The organism is Staphylococcus roterodami (assembly GCA_022493055.1).
GTDB classification, from domain to species: Bacteria; Bacillota; Bacilli; order Staphylococcales; family Staphylococcaceae; genus Staphylococcus; species Staphylococcus singaporensis.
Genome location: CP092781.1, coordinates 109,558 through 131,363, shown reverse-complemented (window position 1 = coordinate 131,363; position 21,806 = coordinate 109,558). Strand labels below are relative to the sequence as shown.

The window sequence follows — 21,806 nt, the reverse complement described above, 5'->3', positions numbered from 1 at the left end:
CCTCACTTCAACAGATTGTAATACTTCATTGTATTGATTTCTCTTGTATATTTATCTTTAAACAGTTGATGTGCGCGCTCACCCATCTCGTGCAATGATTGACTAGAGTGGGTGTTGATGAAGTTATAAATGGCATGTGCATCGCCATTATCAATTTGGATACCCGCATCATATTGTTCAACATGTTGAACAATATCAGATTGCTTATCCATGATGAGTACCAACGGCTTCTTAGCTGCAAGGTAGCCATAATTTTTACTCGGCACTCCTAACCCGACACCTTCTTTAATCAGCGATGCAATACATACATCCGCAATTTTTAATACGTCAGCATAGTCTGTACCTGTTAAAAATTCAAACATTTTAACATTTTCAATACGATGGTCTTCTATTGCCGTTTTGACATCTACAAATTTCTTACCATGACCACAAAGTATTGTTAATGTTTTCGTTTGTTCCTTATTTAATTTTAAAAACGAAATCAGCGTCTCCATATCCTGTAACTGCCCCATATTTCCGCTATACAATAAAATCTTGTCATATTGTTCGCGATAAGCTTTAAATGTGTCATTATAGATACGATTGTTTTGTAACTGACGCATGTCATACCAGTTAGGAATCACATGAATATTGTCAGGATTTTTAGAAATTTGATGATTTACTAAGTAGTTTTTCATTTCCGTACCAAGTACAATGACATTTTCAGCATTCTTGTAGACATGTCTATTAATGTATCGCATCAGTTTATCAATCATGCTACCGGGACGTGTAGCTCCTGTCTTAATAGCATTGTCAGGTGCAATATCATACACTACAAATGAATATTTCTTCTTAAATACTCTATGCAAAACATCTGGTATTAATGGCAAAATGGGTGGATTAGAGTAAACAAGAATATGGTCGTACTTCAACATTTTTGGCATATTAAGCGCAAACTTTAAAAATAAACTAAAGAAATTAATTATTCTACCAACCTTGCTTTTATTATTAAGTCTCGAATATTTGAGACGTCGAATATGAATATCATGATACGTTTCCGTCTTAGAAACTCTGCTGTTTTGACTATATTCATAGGGCCAACCACATAAGACATCGACATTGATACCTTGAGCAGTTAAATCCTCAGCCAGTTGCGTTGGTAACGTCGCAGAAGACACATACTCCGGATAAAAATACTGGCATAGTATTAAAATATTTTTTTTGCTCATCTAATCGTCCTTTTCAGTAGTCATTTTAGATTTCAACTTAAATATCTTTGAAACTTTTGTTTTTAGCGAAATAAAACAGTGCTATAAAAAATATGGCGTATGATATTACTAGCACAATTGTATTAATAGAAACGAAGTTTAAAAATGTTAGGCTAAATATTTTTGAAATGATAAATGTTATAGTTGTTCCTACTAAAAATAATGCTTGTAAAATAAGTTCTAACTGTTGTTTTTGTAATACAATCACAGAAAGCGACACTGTTGAAACAATGAGTCTTACTACAAATAGTGGAATAACAATTTTAATAACTATGATTGCATCAACCCAACTATGTCCTAACAGTATGTTTACTAGTGCTTCACTGAATAAATAAAGTGGTACATAAAGTATGATTGAAACAATAATTAGTACTGAACTAAATTTAAGTAACAAATTCCTAAAGTTACCATGTTCAATATAATAGTCATTGGCCTGTTGCATAAATATTTTTGATAAACCTAAAGAAATAATTGTCACTGGTATGCCTAGTACTCTTATGGCCATACCATAAATACCTACTTCAGTATTCGTATACAAAATACCAATAAAGAACACAACAACCGAGAAAGACAAACTATTTAATAATATTGATGGTGTTGAATAAACTAACTGATTCTTATTTTCTATAAATATCGCTTTTGCCTCTTCTTTATCTTTTACAATATTAAAATGTTTTTTAAAGGTTCTATATCCGAGTGTTAGGCCTGCAATATAAGACAATGAAAATCCAACGATTAAACCTAGACTTCCAAATGCTAAAAAACCAAATATGATTTGCAGTAATGACATTGATGCAGCTCTAAAAACATTAATCAAACTTAATACTTTATATTTCCGTTCCTTATTTAAATAATTCGTAAATATATTTGTCAAACTTACCAAAAACAACATGATAATAATAAAAATAAAATCTAATATAAAGTTTGGAAACAATAATGCACTAACAATAAATACTGGAATAAGTATTAATATAATGACTAATGATATTAAAAAGCTAATCTGAGAAAGTATATTTGCAATACGATCATTTTTAGCATTTACGATTAATAAATCATATCTTGCATTAATAATAGGTATTAGAATCATTGCGATATTAGAGAAAATCGTAAACTCTCCAAATTCAGCCGGCGAATATAACCTTGTAATAATTGGAGTGGTAACGATTAGTATGATTTGCGCAATACCACTACTTAAAATCATTAAAAATGAATCACCAATAAATTTATTTATTTTCATAATTAGCCTCAGATTTTCTTAATGATTTTTGCTGGATTTCCGGCTATAACAACATTGCCTTCAGGAAAGCTTTTTGTAACAACTGATCCAGCACCTACTATAGTATGATTCCCTAACTCAACGCCTGGTAATATGACTGAATTCATACCGATCCAGCTATAATTGCCTATTGTGACATCTTTTCCTGGAACGTGCGACTTTAAATTTTTAATGTCATGATTTGCTGTAATAATACCTACATTAGGTGCTATGTAGACACCTCTTCCAATAAAAATTACTGCTGAGAAATTATTAAAATACGTACCTGGTGATTGGAATATATGAATATCATTTTTATCAAAAACAATATTATTTGGATTATGCATTCTAACAGTTATGTCAGCTGGAAATGGTATACGCGTATTAATACCTAACAATTTAAACGGAACTGCCTTCCACGCCCATAACCATCCAGCTACTTTATTTTCAAAATAGTATCCAGTTAAATATTCTTTTTTATAAAACAGCAATAGCGGTGTATTCATTAATCTAAACAGTTTGGTTTTCATAAATGTTTTGATTATCATTTTATCCCTACTTTTTGAGTAAATTTTTTAATAATAATGCCTGGGACAATAGCTAAACAATATACGACTAAAATCATAGAAATTAATGTAATTAGTGGTGTCGGATGACTAAAAACATTTGTTATTAGTCGCATATAAATATATGTACCAATAAATATCACTTCTAATGATTTACTTTTACGAATAATATATTCGGCTAAAAATGCAAAGAAAATATTTGCTACCAAATTCAAATAGAAGAATAATGGTCCAAAGTATATAATGCCGTATCCTGCACTAGATATAAGATGACCGGTCAATTGCTTACTACCATATATCAACTGATTAAAAAGTTGGCTCGTAATTAAATGTTGTTTATCAACAAAAAAGTTAATACCAAAAATCGCTCTCGTATTATCGAATAAATATTGTTTAAATGAACCGTTATAATAATTCAAATAATCTATAGAAGCCGCAATGTTACTTGGTCCATAAAAATATGATTGTAACGTATCAACGATTCTCAGGTTACCTACACTTGTGCTCTTAAGTGCTTCGCTATACGATGTATAATTAAACACATATAATTCTTTATATAATGTCATTAATGCTAATACAAAGATACCTACTGAAATAATGACAATATTGATGCGTCTTTTATGTTTAAAAAACAACAATGAAACAACTGTTAAAACAGCAATCATTGTATAAAGTTGATAACTTCTTCTCTCACCAACAATTAAACTAATATTAATAACTCCAATAATTAGCGGTAATATAACATAATAAATTTTAGGATTGTCTTTGTATTTTTTATATGATGCATACGCAATAACTAAGAATAGAAGCGCTAAAGCCAGTTGAAATAACATAACAAAAAGGACATTTAAACTACTTGTTGTCTCCGTTCCTCTACCCATTGCATCTGTTTTAATAATTAAAAATGATATATTTTGTCTTACTCCTGGAGAAGCTAAAAATATTCCAAAAATAACTATACTAAATAGAATGTAATAAACTGGCGATCCAGACAGCTTAAAACTATTGCGTGTCACTACCTTTTGTTTAAATAGCCTTGTCCTTGATAAAATCAAAATGAATAATGAACCAATGATAAACTCCACACACATGTATAAAACTGCATCATTAAAATATGATTGTCCTAATGGCAAATTATCTATAATTGAATCATTGAATAAGGCAATCATTGCTGGTATGATGACTAATCTTAGAAGACCCAAAACATCATATACAATTTTTGAGAACTTGAAATTAGCATTTTTAGAGAAACTTAAAAGGAGTTTTCCTACTCCATAACATATAGGTGCTAGAAATAATAATGGTTTGTCTCCAAATATAAGACATGGAAATATTAAAATAGCAATGATATATGATGTGACATTGTAGAATTTATTCATTGAATATCCTACCTATTTCCTTATAAAACTTTTTATTATTTTCTATTACATTATTTCTATAAGTTTCTCTTTTATTTTCAATGTCATTTACATCCAAATTGTTATACCAATTCATCAATACATCACCTATACCTTTTAAATTTCCTGGACTAACACTAAATCCCAATCCAAATTTATTCGCTTCCGTAGCAGTGAATGTACCCTCAGTTGTAATAATAGGTTTATTTAAAAACAAAGCATAGTACATTCTTATTGATAAAGCTGTATCTAAGGCAATATTTTGATTACCAAATAAATTATTCAAAATGTCAATTTTATTTAAGAATTTAGGTGTATCTTTCAAATCAAAACCACCTGAAAAGGTAACGTTATTAATATGATTTTTTTGAGCAAATGCTTCTAAATGTTTCGATCCCGTTCCAAAATATTGCAAATGGAACCTTGGATCATTAGCAAGTTCTTTCATCAATTTTTGATTTATTTCATTAAATCTAACATTTCCTATAAACCCTATATTAATAGGAAGTATTGATTTATAACTTTTATTTACATAACTTTCTTCTATAATCCTCAAGTTATAACTATAGATAATTCTATACTTATCAGATTTCGGTAAAAAAGATAGAAAACCCTCTGAAGATAACGTCGTTAGTCTACTGGCATTAACAATTTTTTTCATTCTATGCTTAATAAGTTTATTTCTTTCATAAAAGTAATCTCTTATATTTAATATAAATTTGTTTTTATAGTTCTTTTTTAAAAACCCTTTAAACAAATGTCCCGTATAACTTCCCCAAACAATAATAAAATCATAATTATTTTGTTTCAGAATTTGTTTTGCATAGGGCTTAAATTGATAATACGTTCTAGCTTTTTTAAAAAATGACCAATTGTCTTTAATATTTACTTTGTATTTATAGTAATTATTAATGCCTTGGATATGTTCGTTGATATCATATTTGTCAGTATATATAATGTCCACGTCATTTCTGTCCAAATCAATATGGTTTAAGTAATGCGATAACAATGACATGTGCTTAATATTTGTAGCGCCAAGAATCGCTATCTTCATCATCATTTCCTCCAAGTATTTCGATTAATAATGTCCTTGTAGCTTTGAATGATTTTGACTACTTTTGTTGAAACATTCGTGTCTTTGTAATCTATTGCATCAATCATCGGTTCATTATTATTTTGCATCTCTCTTGCTAGTTCAACAGATTGAATAAGGTTGTTATAGGTAATACCACCAACAATTACTGTACCTTTATCTAATACTTCTGGTCTTTCTGTTGAAGTACGGATGAGAACACCTGGAAACTTCAATATTGAAGACTCCTCTGATAAGGTACCACTATCTGATAACACAACGAATGCATCTTTTTGTAATGCGTTATAATCAAAGAATCCAAATGGTTTTAACTGCCTAACTAATGGATCAAATTCAAATTGGCTGTCTTCAATTTTTTTCCAGCTTCTCGGATGTGTCGAATATATAACTGGTAACTGATATTTTTTAGCAATATCATTAATCGCATTCATTAATGAATTAAAATTGTCTTCATTATCAATATTTTCTTCTCTATGTGCTGATACTAAAATATATTGTTGTGGTTCTAAGCCAAGCTCATTTAACACATCACTTTGGTTGATTTTATCTTGATGTGCTTCAATCACTTCCGTCATCGGTGAACCCGTAACAAATATATTCGCTTTATTGAATCCCTCATCTAATAAATAGCGCCTGCTATGCTCCGTGTATGGTAAATTGACATCACTGACATGATCAACGATTTTACGATTAATTTCTTCCGGCACATTTTGATCAAAACATCTGTTACCCGCTTCCATATGAAATACAGGTATTTTCAAACGTTTAGCAGATACTGCCGCTAAACAACTATTTGTATCACCAAGTATTAAAAGTGCATCTGGTTGTTCACGTAATAACACGTCATATGACTTCGCAATAATATTCCCCATCGTTTCTCCAAGGTTACTACCAACTGCCTCTAAATAATGGTCCGGCTGTCTTAATTCCAAATCATCAAAGAAAATTTGATTTAACGTATAATCATAGTTTTGTCCTGTGTGCACTAATATTTGATTAAAATATTTATCACATGCTTTTATCGTCGCTGATAAGCGAATAATTTCAGGTCTCGTGCCAACTATGGTCATTAACTTTAACTTTTCCATGTACTATACCTCCAAGAAATACGTGTCTGGTTGAGTTGGGTCAAACATCTCATTCACCCACATAATAGTTACCATATCTGTATCACCTAAATTTTCAATATTATGCGTGTATCCTACAGGTATATCTACAACTTCTAGTTTGTCTCCAGATACATAATATTCAATAACTTCATCTTCATTAACGTGTCTGAAACGAATCACACCTCTACCTGATACAACTAAAAATTTTTCATTTTTAGTATGATGCCAATGATTACCTTTCACGATTCCAGGTTTTGATATATTTACAGAAACTTGACCGCGATCCGGTGTTTTTATAAATTCTGTAAATGAACCTCTGTCATCTGCATTCATAACAAGTGGATAACTAAAATCCGTTGTCGGCAAATAACTTAAATACGTACTATATAAATCTTTTTCAAACAAACTATCTAATTTAGGCAATGTACGATCAACGCGTGACTGTTTAAATTTATATAATAGATCTACAATTTCGCCCAACGTCACTTTAAAAACATTCGGAACTATAGGCACACCATTTTCAATCGTTGGTTCCCCATCAATTGCACGTTTAATTTCAGCAACAATATCATCCACATAATTTAGCGTCAGTTCAACATTCCGATTATTGACTTGTATTTCTTCGTCTCGTGCTATTTTGTAGCAAAAAGTTGCAATAACTGAGTTATAATTTGGCTTACACCACTTACCAAAAAGATTTGGCCATCGATAAATGTAAACTTTATTACCATACTCCTCAGCATATTGACTTAATAGCTGCTCCCCTTGCAACTTACTTTCTCCATAAGGATTATCTTGCGTTGCTTGTATTGATGACGATAACAATATCGTTGGCTTTTTTGTATTTCTCGTTAATATTTCAAGTACATGATCTAAGTAACTTACATTTCCTAAACTGAATTCTTTATCATGTTCAGGTCTATTAACGCCCGCTAAATGAACAACAAAATCTGCTTTTAATAAAGCCTTCTCCAAATCCACTTCATCTGTTTGTCGATGTATTTCATAAATGTGATGATCTGTCGTTGATGCTAAATCTGCTTTTAAATTTTTCCCTACAAAGCCATTTGCGCCTGTAATTACAATGTTCAACATCAATCTCTCCTATCTCATTGAATCTTTATAATTATTCAATTCATTTCTAACATATTCTAGCGTTAGTAGTTTTTCTTTTATTTCCTCCACCGTTAAAATATGTGTGTTATCGGAGTTATATTCATAAGCTTTAGTAATCTTTTCGTTACCCGTTTCAACGTAATTACTATAGTTTAAATCTCTGGAGTCTGCCGGCACTCTAAAATAATCACCCATGTCTTCACAATGCGCGTACTCTTCTCGTGTCAATAATGTTTCTGCCTTCTTTTCTCCATGACGAGTACCAATAATCTCAATATCATTATCCGCGTCAAACAATTCTAATAAGGCTGTTGCAAGGTCACCTACAGTGGAACTAGGTGCCTTCTGAACCATAATATCGCCTGTCTCTGCATGTTTAAATGCATGAACAACGAGCTCTACTGCGTCCTCTAAACTCATTAAGAAACGAGTCATTTCTGGATCAGTAATCGTCAAAGGTTCCCCTGCCTTAATTTTGTCTATAAATAATGGAATTACGGATCCTCTTGAAGCCATCACGTTGCCATACCTCGTGCCACAAATTAGCGTTTGTTCACTTCGTACATTTCGCGATTTTGCCACGAACACTTTTTCCATCATCGCTTTTGAGATACCCATCGCATTAATTGGATATGCCGCTTTATCAGTAGATAAACAAATAACTTTTTTAACATTATGATGAATAGCACTTTGTAATACATTTTCAGTACCAATAATGTTGGTTTTTACCGCTTCAACTGGGAAAAATTCACACGATGGTACTTGCTTTAACGCGGCTGCATGGAATACGTAATCAACATCACGCATAGCTGTATCTACACTATGACTATCACGCACATCTCCAATGTAAAACTTCAATTTAGAATTGTTATATTTCTTTCGAATATCATCCTGTTTTTTCTCATCACGCGAGAAAATTCTAATTTCTTTGATGTTAGATTCTAAAAAGCGTTTCATAACAGCATTACCGAATGATCCTGTGCCACCAGTTATTAATAAAATTTTGTCATCAAACATCATTATTCCCCTTTTTGCCATTGGCATAGTTAATAATTTTTTCTTTACTAAAATCATTTACAATATCTTGAATAATCGCTTCAACTTGATTACTTGTCATATGTTTTACTTTGCCGCGATAAATTTTTTCATATACTTGTTCAGGGTGTACTTCATCTTTGTTCATTAACTCTTCAAACATTTTTTCGCCAGGTCTAATACCTGTATATGTGATACGAATATCTTCTTTTTTGCCACTTAGCTTAATTAAGTTGCGGGCTAAATCTACAATTTTGACTGGTTCTCCCATGTCTAACACAAATACCTCTCCACCCTCTGCAAGTGCACCTGCTTGTAAAACTAATCTAGAAGCTTCGGGTATCGTCATAAAATATCTTGTCATCTCAGGATGCGTTACTGTAACTGGGCCACCCGCTTCAATTTGACTTTTAAAAAGCGGAATCACAGATCCTCTCGAACCAAGTACATTACCGAATCTTACTGCAACAAAATCTGTTCGATGCGTTTCATCGTTTAAGCTTTGAATAATCATTTCTGCAATACGCTTTGAAGCCCCCATAACATTAGGCGGGTTAACTGCTTTGTCGGTGGAAATCATCACGAATTTCTTTACTCCTGCATGTTTCGCTGCTTCTGCAGTATTTTTTGTCCCTAAAATATTATTACGAACTGCTTCTTCAGGATTATATTCCATTAACGGTACATGTTTATGTGCAGCTGCGTGATAAACTGCATACGGTTTATATTGATCCATGACTTCAAACAGACGAGCTCTATTCTGAACGTCTGCAATAACAGGCACAATATCAAAGTGTTTTCCAAATCGATTACGTAATTCTCTATTAATTAAATAAATACTGTTTTCACCATGCCCAAGCAAAATAATTCGTTCTGGATAAAAATTACATACTTGCCTGCATATTTCAGATCCAATAGAACCACCTGCACCAGTCACTAGAATGGTTTTATTCGTTAATTCTTTTGATATCATATCCATATCTAATTCAACTGGGTCTCTACCTAACAAATCTTCTACTTCAACTTTTTTTAATTGATTTACTTCTAATTCTCCAGACATGACGTCTTCAATGTTAGGCATTTTCAACAACTCAACACCGTCTAAATGACAAATATTGTTAATCTCTTTCAAACGCGCTTGCTCAATTGTTGGAATGGCGATAATTATTTTTTTAATCTTATATTTCCTCACCAATTCTGGTATATCTGCTATCTTCCCTTGAACTTTAACGCCTTCTGTAATGGTGATATTACGTTTATGTTCATCATCATCAACTGCTAATACTGGTTCAAGTTTCATCTCATCACTTTTCAACATTTGTCTAATCAGCATTGATCCTGCTTGACCTGCACCAACAACTAGAGTAGGTTTTTTATTAAATGATTTACCTCCAAGATATTTTCGGTAAATTCGCCAAAAGAGGCGCGAACCACCTATTAAAATCAAGTGCATCATCCAAGTAATTAAATACAGCCTAAAAAAAGGTCTGTTGCCTGTTACAATTGTCACGACAATCATAGTTATAACGATAGATGTCGTAACAGCTTTAACAATTAAAATTAATTCACTCACACTGGCATATTCCCATGCCCGATGGTACATATTAAAAATAAATGCTGAAATATGATGTGATATGAATAGTGAAACAGCTGCCAATATTAGTAATTTGACAGAGTATGTTTTGAAATACGGTTCTAAAATGTAGTAACTCACAAACACTGAAACTGTCACTATCAGCGAATCGATTAATGCTAATATTAAAAGCCGCAATTTCACAGATAAATGTGCCATAAAACCCCTCATTTGCTGTTTATAACCCAAACCATCTTTTCTGTTTATAATCTTGTTGTGGCATTCGTTTAGGAATTTTTTTATTATTAACAACTAACTTCGCATTACTGATAAATCCGTTCATATCATCATGATATTGCCGTAATTTTTTATCTTTAAATAAATCATTCATTAAGAATGGTCTTATTTCTGTGTTATGCGCATCTGATCCTATGAAATGGGTCAGATTATTTTCAATCATTTGTATTGCCAATTTTCTAATTTTTTTACCTGAAATCCCCATAAGAGATGATGTTGTAATTTGGCTTAATGCACCTTTATTAATTAGATCGTAAAGAATATCAAGGTCTTGAGTGATTGCCTTATTACGCTCTGGGTGTGCAATGATAGGTATAAATCCTTTACTTTGTAACTCGAAAAATAATTGATCAGTATAATGTGGAACTTCATTTGATGGGAATTCTATAAGTAAATAGCGTGAATCATTAATACCAGTAATATTTTTATGATCAATGTCTTTAAGGATTTGATCAGTAATTCTTATTTCCTGACCATAATAAAACTTTAGGTTTAGTTTTTGAACTTCAGCTAAGTTTTGAATATGGTTTAAACATGATTTCACTTTTTCTATTGGAGTATTATATCGTGGGTGTAAGTGATGTGGTGTTACGATTATTTCTGTAATACCTTGAGTTGTTGCTTGCTTTAAAAGCTCTAGCATGTCAGCTCCATTTTTAGGTCCGTCATCGATGTCAGGCAATATATGATTATGAATATCAATCATATTTATTCATCTCCATAATAGTGATAATAACTAGAAGATTTATCTACCTTGGTCTTGTTTAAAATGACACCTAAAATGTTACTGCCTGCCTTTTCCATGAGTGCTTTTGCTTTTTTAACTTCATTTTTATCATTTTTTTCACTATCAATAACTAACAAGCTATCTTTAATGGCACGTGCATATAGTTGTGCATCAGTTACAGTATTAACTGGTGGTGTATCAACGATAATAATGTCATAACGTTCATTTAAAAGATCAACTAATTCTTTAAACCTTTCAGAAGCTATTAGTTCTGATGGATTAGGAGGTACGGGACCAGCTGTTAACAAATCTAAATTGTCAATTTCTGTCGATGTAATTGCTTCTGACATTGAAGTTCTACCAATAATTAAACTTGATAATCCATTATTATTTTGTTCATTAAAAATATAGTTTTGAGTTGGCTTACGCATATCACCATCGATAACTAATGTTTTATAATCTGCTTGTGCATACGTAATCGCTACATTTGATACTACTGTACTTTTACCTGCACCTGGTTTTTCAGAAGTAACCAACAAGCGCTTTACTTCACCATTTGCTTTTGAAAACATGATGTTTGAACGTATACCACGAAACTTTTCACTAATTGTAGATTTCGGTTTTTCATACACAAACAGTGTAGTTGTCGTATTTTCCTTTTTTGACATAAGTAGCAACCATCCTTAATTAAATTTTTGAATTGAACCTAATACAGGTAATCCCAATTCTTTCTCTGCGTCTTTCTCATCCTTAATTCGTTTGTCGAAAATAACTTTGAAGAATACATATATCAATGCGATAACTAATCCTAAGAAGAAGGCACCAATTAGATTCATAATAGTTTTTGGCGCAACTTTCACTGCAGTACCATTCGCTTTAGATAAAATTGATACGTTATCTACACTCATAATCTTTGGAATTTGTTTACTTGTTACTTTAGCGAAACTATTCGCAATTTTTTCAGAATCCTGTTTATTACCACTTTTAACTTGGATGTTAATAATTTGTGTATTTTCTTGGTTAGTAATGGTTAACATATTCGATAATTTAGAAGGTGAGTATTTATGATTTAAGTCTTTCGACACCTCATCTAAAATTCTAGGACTTTTAACAATTTCTTTATACGTATTTACAAGCTGAATATTACTTTGTACTTCTTGTGCCATAAACTGAGGATTGTCACCTTTAGTTTGATTCACTAAAATTTGTGTATTAGCTTGATATTTAGGTGATAAGACAAAAAACGTAACAATCGCGCTAATAATTAAAAATAATAGTGGTAAGATAATTAATATCTTTAAATTTTTCTGTAGTACTTCTTTAATTTTTGTTAATTCTAATGCACTATCCATTATTTACCTCCCTTAAAAATTTTCATTAAACTTGGTATTGTATATATATTATTGACATATTACAATGCATTTAAACAATTAATTATTGTTATTCCTCATTATTCTTCCTTATAAATTTATATTTAATTAAAAATAATTATACTCTAAAAGTGTAATACTTTGTGAAAATAATCCCAATCTTAAGAAAATCTTTATCTAAATTTTTTAACTTTTTATGATTATTTTGACAAATATTTTGATGATAAAAAATAAAAAGCCGATAACCTATTATGATTACCGACTTATAATTTCGTTTGATATATGATTAAACTTTTAATTTCAGAGGTGTATGCTCTATCATTCTTGGAACAATCTTGAAAAACTATTCTTCATAATCATAAGCTGTTTGAATGATACCTTTAATCTCACTAATGAGCGCCTCTTTAGGGTTTGCAGTTGTACATTGATCTTCAAATGCGAGCTCTGCCATTCTATCAATAGTGTTATTTAATTTTTCTTCAGAAACACCTTGTGCTTTCAAGTTCATTTCAATGCCAACCGATTTCCCTAATTCATAAACAGCTTTGGCCAAAGATTCTACAAGCGCTTCTGTCGTATTTCCTTTTAATCCTAAGAATTTCGCGATATCTGCATAATCTGTGTCTGCTCTAAAGAATTCATATTTAGGGAATAACGCATGTTTTTGTGGATCTTTAGCATTATAACGAATAATATGTGGAAGCAATATCGCATTTGTTCTACCATGTGGAATACCATATTCCCCACCAACTTTATGTGCAATTGAGTGTGCGATACCTAAGAATGCATTAGCAAATGCCATTCCCGCTAATGTTGACGCATTATGCATTTTCTCTCTTGAAACTTTATCACCTTGTTCAACAGATGATTTTAAATATTCGAACGTTAGCTTAATCGCTTGTAAACTCAATCCTCTAGTATAATCCGATGCCATAACTGACACATATGACTCCATCGCATGTGTTAAAACATCCATACCAGTATCTGCTGTGACGCTTTTCGGAACACTCATAACAAACTGAGGATCAATAATTGCTACATCAGGTGTTAATGCAAAATCTGCCAATGGATATTTTACATTCGTTTCACTATCAGTAATAACAGCAAATGGTGTCACTTCAGAACCTGTACCCGAAGTCGTTGGTATACAAATAAATGTTGCATTTTCAGGCATGCCAATTTTATAAGTACGTTTACCTATGTCTAAGAACTTTTGCTTTGCACCAAAGAATGATGTTTCTGGGTGCTCAAAGAACATCCACATTGCTTTGGCAGCATCCATTGCAGAACCACCACCAAGTGCAATAATTGTATCTGGTTGGTAATCTACCATCATTTCTAATCCTTTATAGACAGTATTCGTTGATGGGTTTGGTTCAACATCACGAAATACTTTAATTTGCGGTTGTTCAGATCGTTGATTCAATACTTTTTCAACAGTTTTCGCATATCCCAATTCGACCATACCAGGATCGCAAACAATCATAACTTTTTTAATATTTTCCATCGCTGTAAGGCTCATAATTGCATTTTCTTCAAAATAAATTTGAGAAGGGACCTTGAATATTTGTGTATTATTACGACGTTTAGCAATCGTTTTAATATTTAATAAATCTGTTGCACTTACATTGTGTGAAATAGAGTTTCTACCGTGAGAACCACAACCTAATGTTAATGATGGAATCAATTCATTATACATATCTCCAATACCTCCAACTGCTGATGGTGTATTTACAAGTACACGACACGCTTTCATTCTAAGTCCGAAGTCTTTTTGTAACGTTTCATCTTCTGTATGGATAACAGCTGTATGTCCTAATCCTCCAAAGTGCAATGTGTCTTCACAAATTTGAAATGCTTGTTTAGTTGATTGAGCTTTTACTATGGCTAATACTGGGGATAATTTTTCACGAGATAATGGATAGTCTGCACCTACACCATTAATTTCAGCTATGATAAGTTTTGTATTTTCGGGGACAGTAATACCAGCTAGTTCAGCAATTTCGACTGCAGATTTACCTACAATATCTGGCTTAATACCTGTTTTATCTTCATTCATAATTGCATTTTCTAAACGTTGTAATTCGTCTTTTTTAGCAAAGTACGCTTGATGGGCCTTGAATTCATTTGTAACGTCTTTATAAATCTCTTTATCAATCACTACAACTTGTTCAGAAGCACAAATCATACCATTATCAAACGTTTTTGAACCAATAATATCGTTTACTGCACGTTTGATGTGTGCTGTTTTTTCAATATAAGAAGGTACGTTACCTGGTCCTACACCTAATGCTGGTTTTCCAGTTGAATATGCAGATTTAACCATGCCGGAGCCACCTGTTGCTAACACTAACGCAATTCCTTTGTGATTCATTAATTGTTTTGTCGCTTCGATAGAGGGCACATCAATCCATTGAATGATATCATTCGGCGCACCTGCTTTGATTGCAGCCTCTAACATAACTTCAGCAGCACGTTTTGATGATTCTTGCGCGCTTGGATGGAATGCAAAAATAATCGGATTACCTGTTTTGATTGCAATCATCGCTTTAAAAATTGTTGTAGACGTAGGATTCGTTGTAGGTGTTACACCACAAATGACACCAATTGGCTCCGCTACATATGTCAGTCCTTTTTCTTTATCTTCACCAATAATTCCTACTGTTTTATTATCTTTAATTGAATTCCAAATATATTCAGAAGCATATAGATTTTTAATTGCTTTATCTTCGTATATACCTCTTCCAGTTTCTTCATGTGCTAATTTTGCTAGTACCATATGTTGATCAACAGCTGCTAAGCTCATTTGATGAACAATATGATCAATTTCTTCTTGTGACTTTTTAGATAATGCTTCTAATGCTTTTTTCCCTTTGTCAGCTAGAGCATCAATCATAATTGCCACTTCTTGTTCTTTCGATCCACGATTTTCTTTTTCAGGTATAGTTAACATATACAACCACTCCTTTATACTTTGTGAATTATTTCACAAACATTATAGTACATGTCTCTCAGGATATAAAGAAAATTCTATACAAAAAAGTTTAATTTCGAATATTATTTGAACAAATAACAAATTTTAAAATAAATGTTTTCTTGTAATCATTGTTATTTCAATGTTTTTAGAATGATTTTGAAAACATAATTTTTCTAATGACATAATTTATTCATAATTATATATTTAATTCTGAATATTCATTAATAGCCTAAAAAGCTTGTTATATCGCGTAAAACACAACATTTACAAGACTTTATAGATACCTATCAACAGTCGTTACACATAAAAAACCTTGAACTGAAATGATGATCTTTTCAGCTCGAGGTTTAAATATTGGTGCCTTATTTATATAGATTCGTTATATTATATTCTCTATTTTCATTAACATAATCCTTAAAGAGTTTTAAATTAATACCTGCTAGATGATTCAAAAATACTTCATCAACTTTTAAATAATTCAATAATTTTTGTGGTGTCAGTATATTTCTATCAAAATACAACTTTAATAAACTATTCATTTTGACAGGACGTGACATTTCAATCACGTCGTCTAAAGGCTCTTTACTTTTATAGCCTTTTTTATTTAATGATGCCCAATTTTAAAATCTTTTTTAACAGAATCAAAATCAAGATTTTTCTTAAAGTGTATTGCCATTTATTAGTGATTTATTTAAAGAAAAAACTCACCCGATTAAAACCAAGTAAGTTTTCACAATTCGTCACTTTTCAACTTTAAAATCAACAACTTGTGGCATGTGCATCAAATTGTTATTTGATAAAAAATCAATAAGTAGTTGTGCGCCTTCAACTTGAATATCTTTCACAACTGGTGCGTCGCTATACATATCATACTGACCACCGCCAACAGCACGATAATTATTCACACAAATTGTATATGTCTTATTTAAATCAACTGGATGACCTTGAATCTTCATGTCACTCACACGTTCTCCTTTCGGTCTTCCAACATGAATGGTATAACTTACGCCACCATATATATCATAATTAAAGTGTTGTGGTTTAGGTTCAAGGAAGTCTGCGCTCACACTTACTTCATCATCTTGCACGTCAAAATATTCAGCCGATCGTTCAATGGCTTCTTTAAGTTTGGCACCACTAACAGCTAAAACTTTAAATGTATTTGGAAATGGATAATTGTTAATAACATCTCGAATCGTCACGACTTGCTTGAAACCACTAGCAGAATCAAACAAAGCTGTACAGGCAACATCGGCACCACTTTTTTCTAACAAAGCGTAATTCATAAAATTAGTAAATGGATGCGGTGCTACACGTGCCTTAAATGCATAATCAATCGTCATATCATGTGGCAATGTTGCAATTTCATAATCTAACCAGTCCTCTAACTGATTTCTTAGATGTTGGTCATCTTCTTCAATAACAAATGTCGAATCGTCTTCAATAGTTAGTAATTCACATGATTCAACGGATACATTTTCATATTCATCAGTACTTAAGACAACTTTCCCTACAGTCGTTCCTCTCGTACCAGGTTGAACCACAGCCGTTTGCTGAAACATTTCAGCAATTTGTCGATGTTGATGACCTGTAATAAAGATATCAATGTCTTGTGAAAATGCTTCTAACATGGCATAGCCTTCATTTTCACCAGTAAGCATTTCAGTCGGATTACCACTCTCTAAATCTTTTTCAAAGCCACCATGATAACAAACAACAACAATATCAGCACGTCGCTTCATTTCGGGTAAATGTTGTTGAAGTGTTTCAAAAGCACTATGAAATGCAAGTGACTGAATATGCTCTGGTTGTTCCCAATGCGGGATAAATTGTGTCGTCAATCCTATTACACCAACTGTTTGATTGCCCGCTTGAAAATAGTGCACGCCTTTATCCGTTAATGTATTATCATTTTCATAAATATTAGCGCACAAAACTGGATGATTTAGCCTACGTATAGTGTCTTTTAAGTATGGCAATCCATAATTAAACTCATGATTCCCAAGCGTACCAAAATCAAATGCCATTCTATTATAAAAATCAACTAAAGGCTGACTACTACCGCAACGTGCAATTAAGTAATTGCAAAATGGTGACCCTTGCAAGAAATCACCATTATCTATTTTAAAACTCTGGTCATACTGCCTTCTGTCTTGTTCAATAACATGATTCGCCAATAACAATCCCATAGGCTTGTATTGATTTCTACTCGTAAAATCTGTTGGAAAAATATAACCATGCACGTCACTCACGACATAAAATGCTATGTTTGACATCTTCAACCACTCCTTAAATCACAAACATCTTTTCTTATTGCTATTATATATTTATTTGAAGTCTGTTGTAATCAAGGTTTTATCTCCAAGTTTCAGACGAATTTTCGAACCGTCAGTACTCTCGAGTACTTTTGCATTAATTTTAATTGTAGCATTTCCGTTTTCGTCAGCTTTAACTGTTGGCAACGTACTGTATCCTGGAGGACTGAATGCATCATTGCCATTTGAAAATTGTCCAATTTGTTGTCCACCTTCTTTGTAAATACCTACTCTAAGATTCTCAAGTGTTTGGTTCGCTTCAAATCCTTTTAAATGAATCGTTATTTCAAATGACTCATTTACAGATACATCCTGTGGAATATCAAATGATACTTTCCCATTCTGATTTGTCTTAGTATTATCATCTGGTGTATTTGGCTGAGGATCTGCGCCTTTTTCACTGCCATAACTACCTGCTTTAAAGGTTGTTGGATCATACCATTTATAACCACTTGGCGGTTGTGCCCACGGTTCTTTTTCAGGCTCTGTAGAATTTTCTGGCTTTTCAAAATCAAGTAACTTAGTCTTAGCATCTAATGTTACACCACTCGCCTTAAGTGATTTCCCATCATTATCTTTAGACATCCAAGTTGTTATATTATTTAATAATTTGCTATTGTCTTGCTCTTTAAATCCATCATATGTTTTCTTCTTTTCTCCAGTATCTTCTCTTAAATATTTAGGTGAGCTATCTTCTACTAATGATGAATCCCCGATGAAAGCTGCTTTACCTTTACCTACTTTTGATATTGCAACATATGCCCCTTCTTCCTTACCTCCGCCGTTATAAATACCTTGATCTACAGCATGTGACCATTTACTTTTAGCTGGCAGTTTTTCTGGTGTATACACAATACCTTTAGCTTTTTCAGGATTAGTGATGGCTAATGTGGAACCTGCATGCATGGATACTGATTTAACACCTTCAGTAATACCAAAACTTTCTTTTGAAGTAACTATATTACTCGTATTTAAATCACCAAGCGCATTGTAACGAAAACGTACACCAAAGTTAGTAGATAGCCAATCTGAACTTTTCACACCTTTCATTGCTGTAGAACTTTTTTCCTCTGCACTCATACCTTTCGACATATCCTCATAAGCACCGCGTCTATAACCATTCATTGCTTCAGATGAATCAATACGATTTAAATTTCGATCTGCATTATAGTGATCTGAAATAAAGACAACATTACCACCCTGTTTAACATAATTGACGATTGCAGCCTGTTCTGACTCTTTGAAAGGAATGTTAGCCTCAGGAATGACAAATATTTTAGAGTTTTTCAAACTTGCTTCTGTTATGTTCGAATGACCATCTATCGCTTTAACATCATAACCTTGCTTTTGCATCGAATCTGCATAATCTGAAAATGCACCATCACTAACCCAATCTGCTGCACCTGCCGTTTGACCATGCGAACGATCAAACAATACCGTTTGTTGTTTTGTAGATTGCGATGCATGCGTTATAGCTAAAGATTGTGGTAAAGCACTTAATGATACCGTTGCAACAATTGCAGAGACAGTTAATGACTTATATATTTTTTTCATTTTATGAGGCTCCTTTTAATTTGTATTTGCTCTTGAATTATAGGATAAATATAAGTTGAAAACAGGCAAATTAACTAAAAATTTACAAAATATTATCACACTCTTAAAGAAAGTTATTAAAATTCATTTTTATAAAATACTTTTTTACATTTAAATGTGATACGCTATAAGTGTAATTTTAATGCATACATATTACACGATTAAGAATGTGAAGGGGACAGTTATCAAAATGAAAAATTTTAAGTATTTATTTGTGTTAATGTTAGCAGTCATTGTTTTTGCAGCAGCATGTGGGAATTCAAGTTCTTTGGATAATCAAAAGAGCAGTAGTAATGGTTCAGACTCTAAATCAGGAGGATACAAACCTAAAGAATTAACAGTTCAATTTGTACCTTCTCAAAATGCTGGAACTTTAGAGGCTAAAGCAAAGCCATTAGAAAAGTTGTTATCTAAAGAGTTAGGCATTCCAGTTAAAGTTTCTGTATCTACAAACTACAATACAATAGTAGAAGCTATGAAATCTAAAAAAGTCGATGTTGGATTCTTACCACCAACAGCATACACATTGGCACATGATCAAAAAGCCGCAGATTTATTGCTACAAGCACAACGTTTTGGTGTGAAAGAAGATGGTTCAGCAAGTAAAGAACTTGTAGATAGTTACAAATCTGAAATCCTTGTAAAAAAAGACTCAAAAATTAAAAGTTTGAAAGACTTAAAAGGTAAGAAAATTGCATTACAAGATGTTACTTCAACTGCTGGGTATACATTCCCACTAGCAATGTTGAAAAATGAAGCAGGTATTAATGCAACAAAAGACATGAAAATTGTAAACGTCAAAGGTCATGACCAGGCAGTAATTTCATTATTAAATGGAGATGTAGATGCTGCAGCTGTATTTAACGATGCACGTAATACAGTGAAAAAAGACCAACCAAATGTATTTAAAGACACAAGAATTTTAAAATTAACACAAGCTATTCCGAATGACACAATTTCTGTAAGACCTGATATGGATAAAGACTTCCAAGAAAAATTGAAAAAAGCTTTTATAGATATTGCTAAATCAAAAGAAGGTCACAAAATTATTAGCGAAGTGTATTCACACGAAGGATACACTGAAACGAAAGATTCGAATTTCGACATTGTTAGAGAGTATGAAAAATTAGTGAAAGATATGAAATAATCACAATTTCAAAATACAACGAAGATCGAATATAAAATTTAAAAGCTTTCGTTCAATAGCTATATTCTAGATTGATATTGAAAAGCTAGGCGCTAAACTGGAGAAGATATTTAAAAGTTATAGTTGTACATTTGAAACGATTTGTACACTAGAACCGATGTCTATCATGTTTCAGTTTACCTTGGCTTTTCTTTATTAAAGAAAGGTGTCAAACATGAGTCAAATCGAATTTAAAAACGTCAGTAAAGTCTACCCTAACGGTCATGTTGGTTTGAATAATATTAATTTAAATATTGAAAAAGGCGAATTCACAGTTATTGTTGGTTTATCTGGTGCTGGGAAATCTACATTATTAAGATCTGTGAATCGTTTGCATGATATTACATCTGGAGAAATTTTCATAAAAGGTAAATCTATTACAAAAGCACATGGTAAAGAGTTATTAGCTATGCGTCGTAATATTGGTATGATTTTCCAACATTTTAATTTAGTTAAACGATCAAGCGTACTTCGAAATGTGTTAAGTGGACGTGTAGGTTATCATCCTACATGGAAAATGGTATTAGGTTTATTTCCTAAGGAAGACAAAATTAAAGCGATGGATGCATTAGAACGCGTTAACATTTTAGATAAATATAATCAACGTTCTGATGAGTTATCAGGTGGCCAGCAACAACGTATTTCAATCGCACGTGCACTTTGTCAGGAATCAGAAATTATTCTTGCCGATGAACCGGTTGCTTCTTTAGATCCATTGACAACGAAACAAGTAATGGACGATTTAAGAAAAATTAATCAAGAATTAGGAATAACAATATTAATCAATTTACATTTTGTAGATTTAGCGAAAGAATATGGCACACGTATTATCGGTTTACGTGATGGTGAAGTTGTCTTTGATGGCCCTGCTTCTGAAGCAACAGATGATGTCTTCAGTGATATTTATGGGCGCTCGATTAAAGAAGATGAAAAGTTAGGAGTGAATTAAC

Annotated in this window: 17 protein-coding genes and 1 pseudogene; 2 read left to right on the top strand and 16 right to left on the bottom strand. The window is 32.3% G+C overall.

Features of this window, described 5'->3' with window-relative positions; translation table 11 throughout:
- Positions 1-2: 2 nt before the first annotated feature.
- From ML436_00575 to ML436_00500, 16 genes and pseudogenes are all read right to left on the bottom strand, one after another.
- Entirely contained in the window at positions 3-1,208 is a 1,206-nt protein-coding gene (locus tag ML436_00575; GenBank protein ID UMT78286.1) for a glycosyltransferase family 4 protein, read from the bottom strand.
- A 37-nt stretch (positions 1,209-1,245) separates the two neighbouring features.
- On the bottom strand, positions 1,246-2,484 hold the full coding sequence (locus tag ML436_00570) for an oligosaccharide flippase family protein (GenBank protein UMT78285.1): 1,239 nt from the start codon (positions 2,482-2,484) through the stop codon (positions 1,246-1,248).
- Positions 2,485-2,492: 8 nt separating this feature from the next.
- Positions 2,493-3,050 (bottom strand): acyltransferase, encoded by a 558-nt coding sequence (locus ML436_00565; protein ID UMT78284.1) that lies wholly within the window; start codon positions 3,048-3,050, stop codon positions 2,493-2,495.
- A complete protein-coding gene (locus tag ML436_00560) occupies positions 3,047-4,447 on the bottom strand; it encodes a capsular biosynthesis protein (protein UMT78283.1) in 1,401 nt (466 codons plus the stop codon). Before ML436_00560 ends, ML436_00565 begins: the two co-directional genes overlap by 4 nt.
- Positions 4,440-5,519, bottom strand: coding sequence for a capsular biosynthesis protein (locus tag ML436_00555; GenBank protein ID UMT78282.1), 1,080 nt, complete (start codon positions 5,517-5,519; stop codon positions 4,440-4,442). The genes ML436_00560 and ML436_00555 overlap by 8 nt, the downstream gene beginning before the upstream one ends.
- Before the next feature lie 2 nt (positions 5,520-5,521).
- Positions 5,522-6,646 carry a type 8 capsular polysaccharide synthesis protein Cap8G gene (cap8G, locus tag ML436_00550; protein UMT78281.1) on the bottom strand — a complete coding sequence of 375 codons (1,125 nt, stop codon included), beginning with the start codon at positions 6,644-6,646 and terminating at the stop codon, positions 5,522-5,524.
- A 3-nt stretch (positions 6,647-6,649) separates the two neighbouring features.
- Complete coding sequence (locus ML436_00545) at positions 6,650-7,759, bottom strand: capsular polysaccharide biosynthesis protein CapF (GenBank protein UMT79456.1); 1,110 nt, start codon at positions 7,757-7,759, stop codon at positions 6,650-6,652.
- 12 nt (positions 7,760-7,771) lie between these two features.
- Positions 7,772-8,800 (bottom strand): type 8 capsular polysaccharide synthesis protein Cap8E, encoded by a 1,029-nt coding sequence (gene cap8E / locus ML436_00540; GenBank protein ID UMT78280.1) that lies wholly within the window; start codon positions 8,798-8,800, stop codon positions 7,772-7,774.
- Positions 8,793-10,610, bottom strand: a complete 1,818-nt coding sequence (gene cap8D / locus ML436_00535; GenBank protein UMT78279.1) for a type 8 capsular polysaccharide synthesis protein Cap8D — start codon at positions 10,608-10,610, stop codon at positions 8,793-8,795. Before cap8D ends, cap8E begins: the two co-directional genes overlap by 8 nt.
- A 19-nt stretch (positions 10,611-10,629) precedes the next feature.
- Entirely contained in the window at positions 10,630-11,394 is a 765-nt protein-coding gene (locus ML436_00530; protein UMT78278.1) for a tyrosine-protein phosphatase, read from the bottom strand.
- A 2-nt stretch (positions 11,395-11,396) separates the two neighbouring features.
- Positions 11,397-12,083 (bottom strand): type 8 capsular polysaccharide synthesis protein Cap8B, encoded by a 687-nt coding sequence (gene cap8B, locus ML436_00525; protein UMT78277.1) that lies wholly within the window; start codon positions 12,081-12,083, stop codon positions 11,397-11,399.
- Between the two features lie 15 nt (positions 12,084-12,098).
- Positions 12,099-12,767: a Wzz/FepE/Etk N-terminal domain-containing protein gene (locus ML436_00520; GenBank protein UMT78276.1), complete on the bottom strand. Its 669-nt coding sequence runs from the start codon at positions 12,765-12,767 to the stop codon at positions 12,099-12,101.
- A 361-nt stretch (positions 12,768-13,128) separates the two neighbouring features.
- Complete coding sequence (adhE, locus tag ML436_00515; protein ID UMT78275.1) at positions 13,129-15,738, bottom strand: bifunctional acetaldehyde-CoA/alcohol dehydrogenase; 2,610 nt, start codon at positions 15,736-15,738, stop codon at positions 13,129-13,131.
- 386 nt (positions 15,739-16,124) lie between these two features.
- Positions 16,125-16,379, bottom strand: a pseudogene (locus ML436_00510) (zinc peptidase).
- 123 nt (positions 16,380-16,502) lie between these two features.
- Positions 16,503-18,038, bottom strand: coding sequence for a bifunctional metallophosphatase/5'-nucleotidase (locus ML436_00505; protein UMT78274.1), 1,536 nt, complete (start codon positions 18,036-18,038; stop codon positions 16,503-16,505).
- 51 nt (positions 18,039-18,089) lie between these two features.
- Positions 18,090-19,631 carry a DNA-binding protein gene (locus tag ML436_00500; GenBank protein ID UMT78273.1) on the bottom strand — a complete coding sequence of 514 codons (1,542 nt, stop codon included), beginning with the start codon at positions 19,629-19,631 and terminating at the stop codon, positions 18,090-18,092.
- Positions 19,632-19,860: 229 nt separating this feature from the next.
- Between ML436_00500 and ML436_00495 the strand changes: the two genes are divergently transcribed.
- The gene (locus tag ML436_00495; GenBank protein UMT78272.1) at positions 19,861-20,817 is read left to right on the top strand and encodes a phosphate/phosphite/phosphonate ABC transporter substrate-binding protein; all 957 of its coding nucleotides are present in this window, start codon (positions 19,861-19,863) and stop codon (positions 20,815-20,817) included.
- A 214-nt stretch (positions 20,818-21,031) separates the two neighbouring features.
- Entirely contained in the window at positions 21,032-21,805 is a 774-nt protein-coding gene (gene phnC, locus ML436_00490) for a phosphonate ABC transporter ATP-binding protein (GenBank protein UMT78271.1), read from the top strand.
- Position 21,806: the final 1 nt, after the last annotated feature.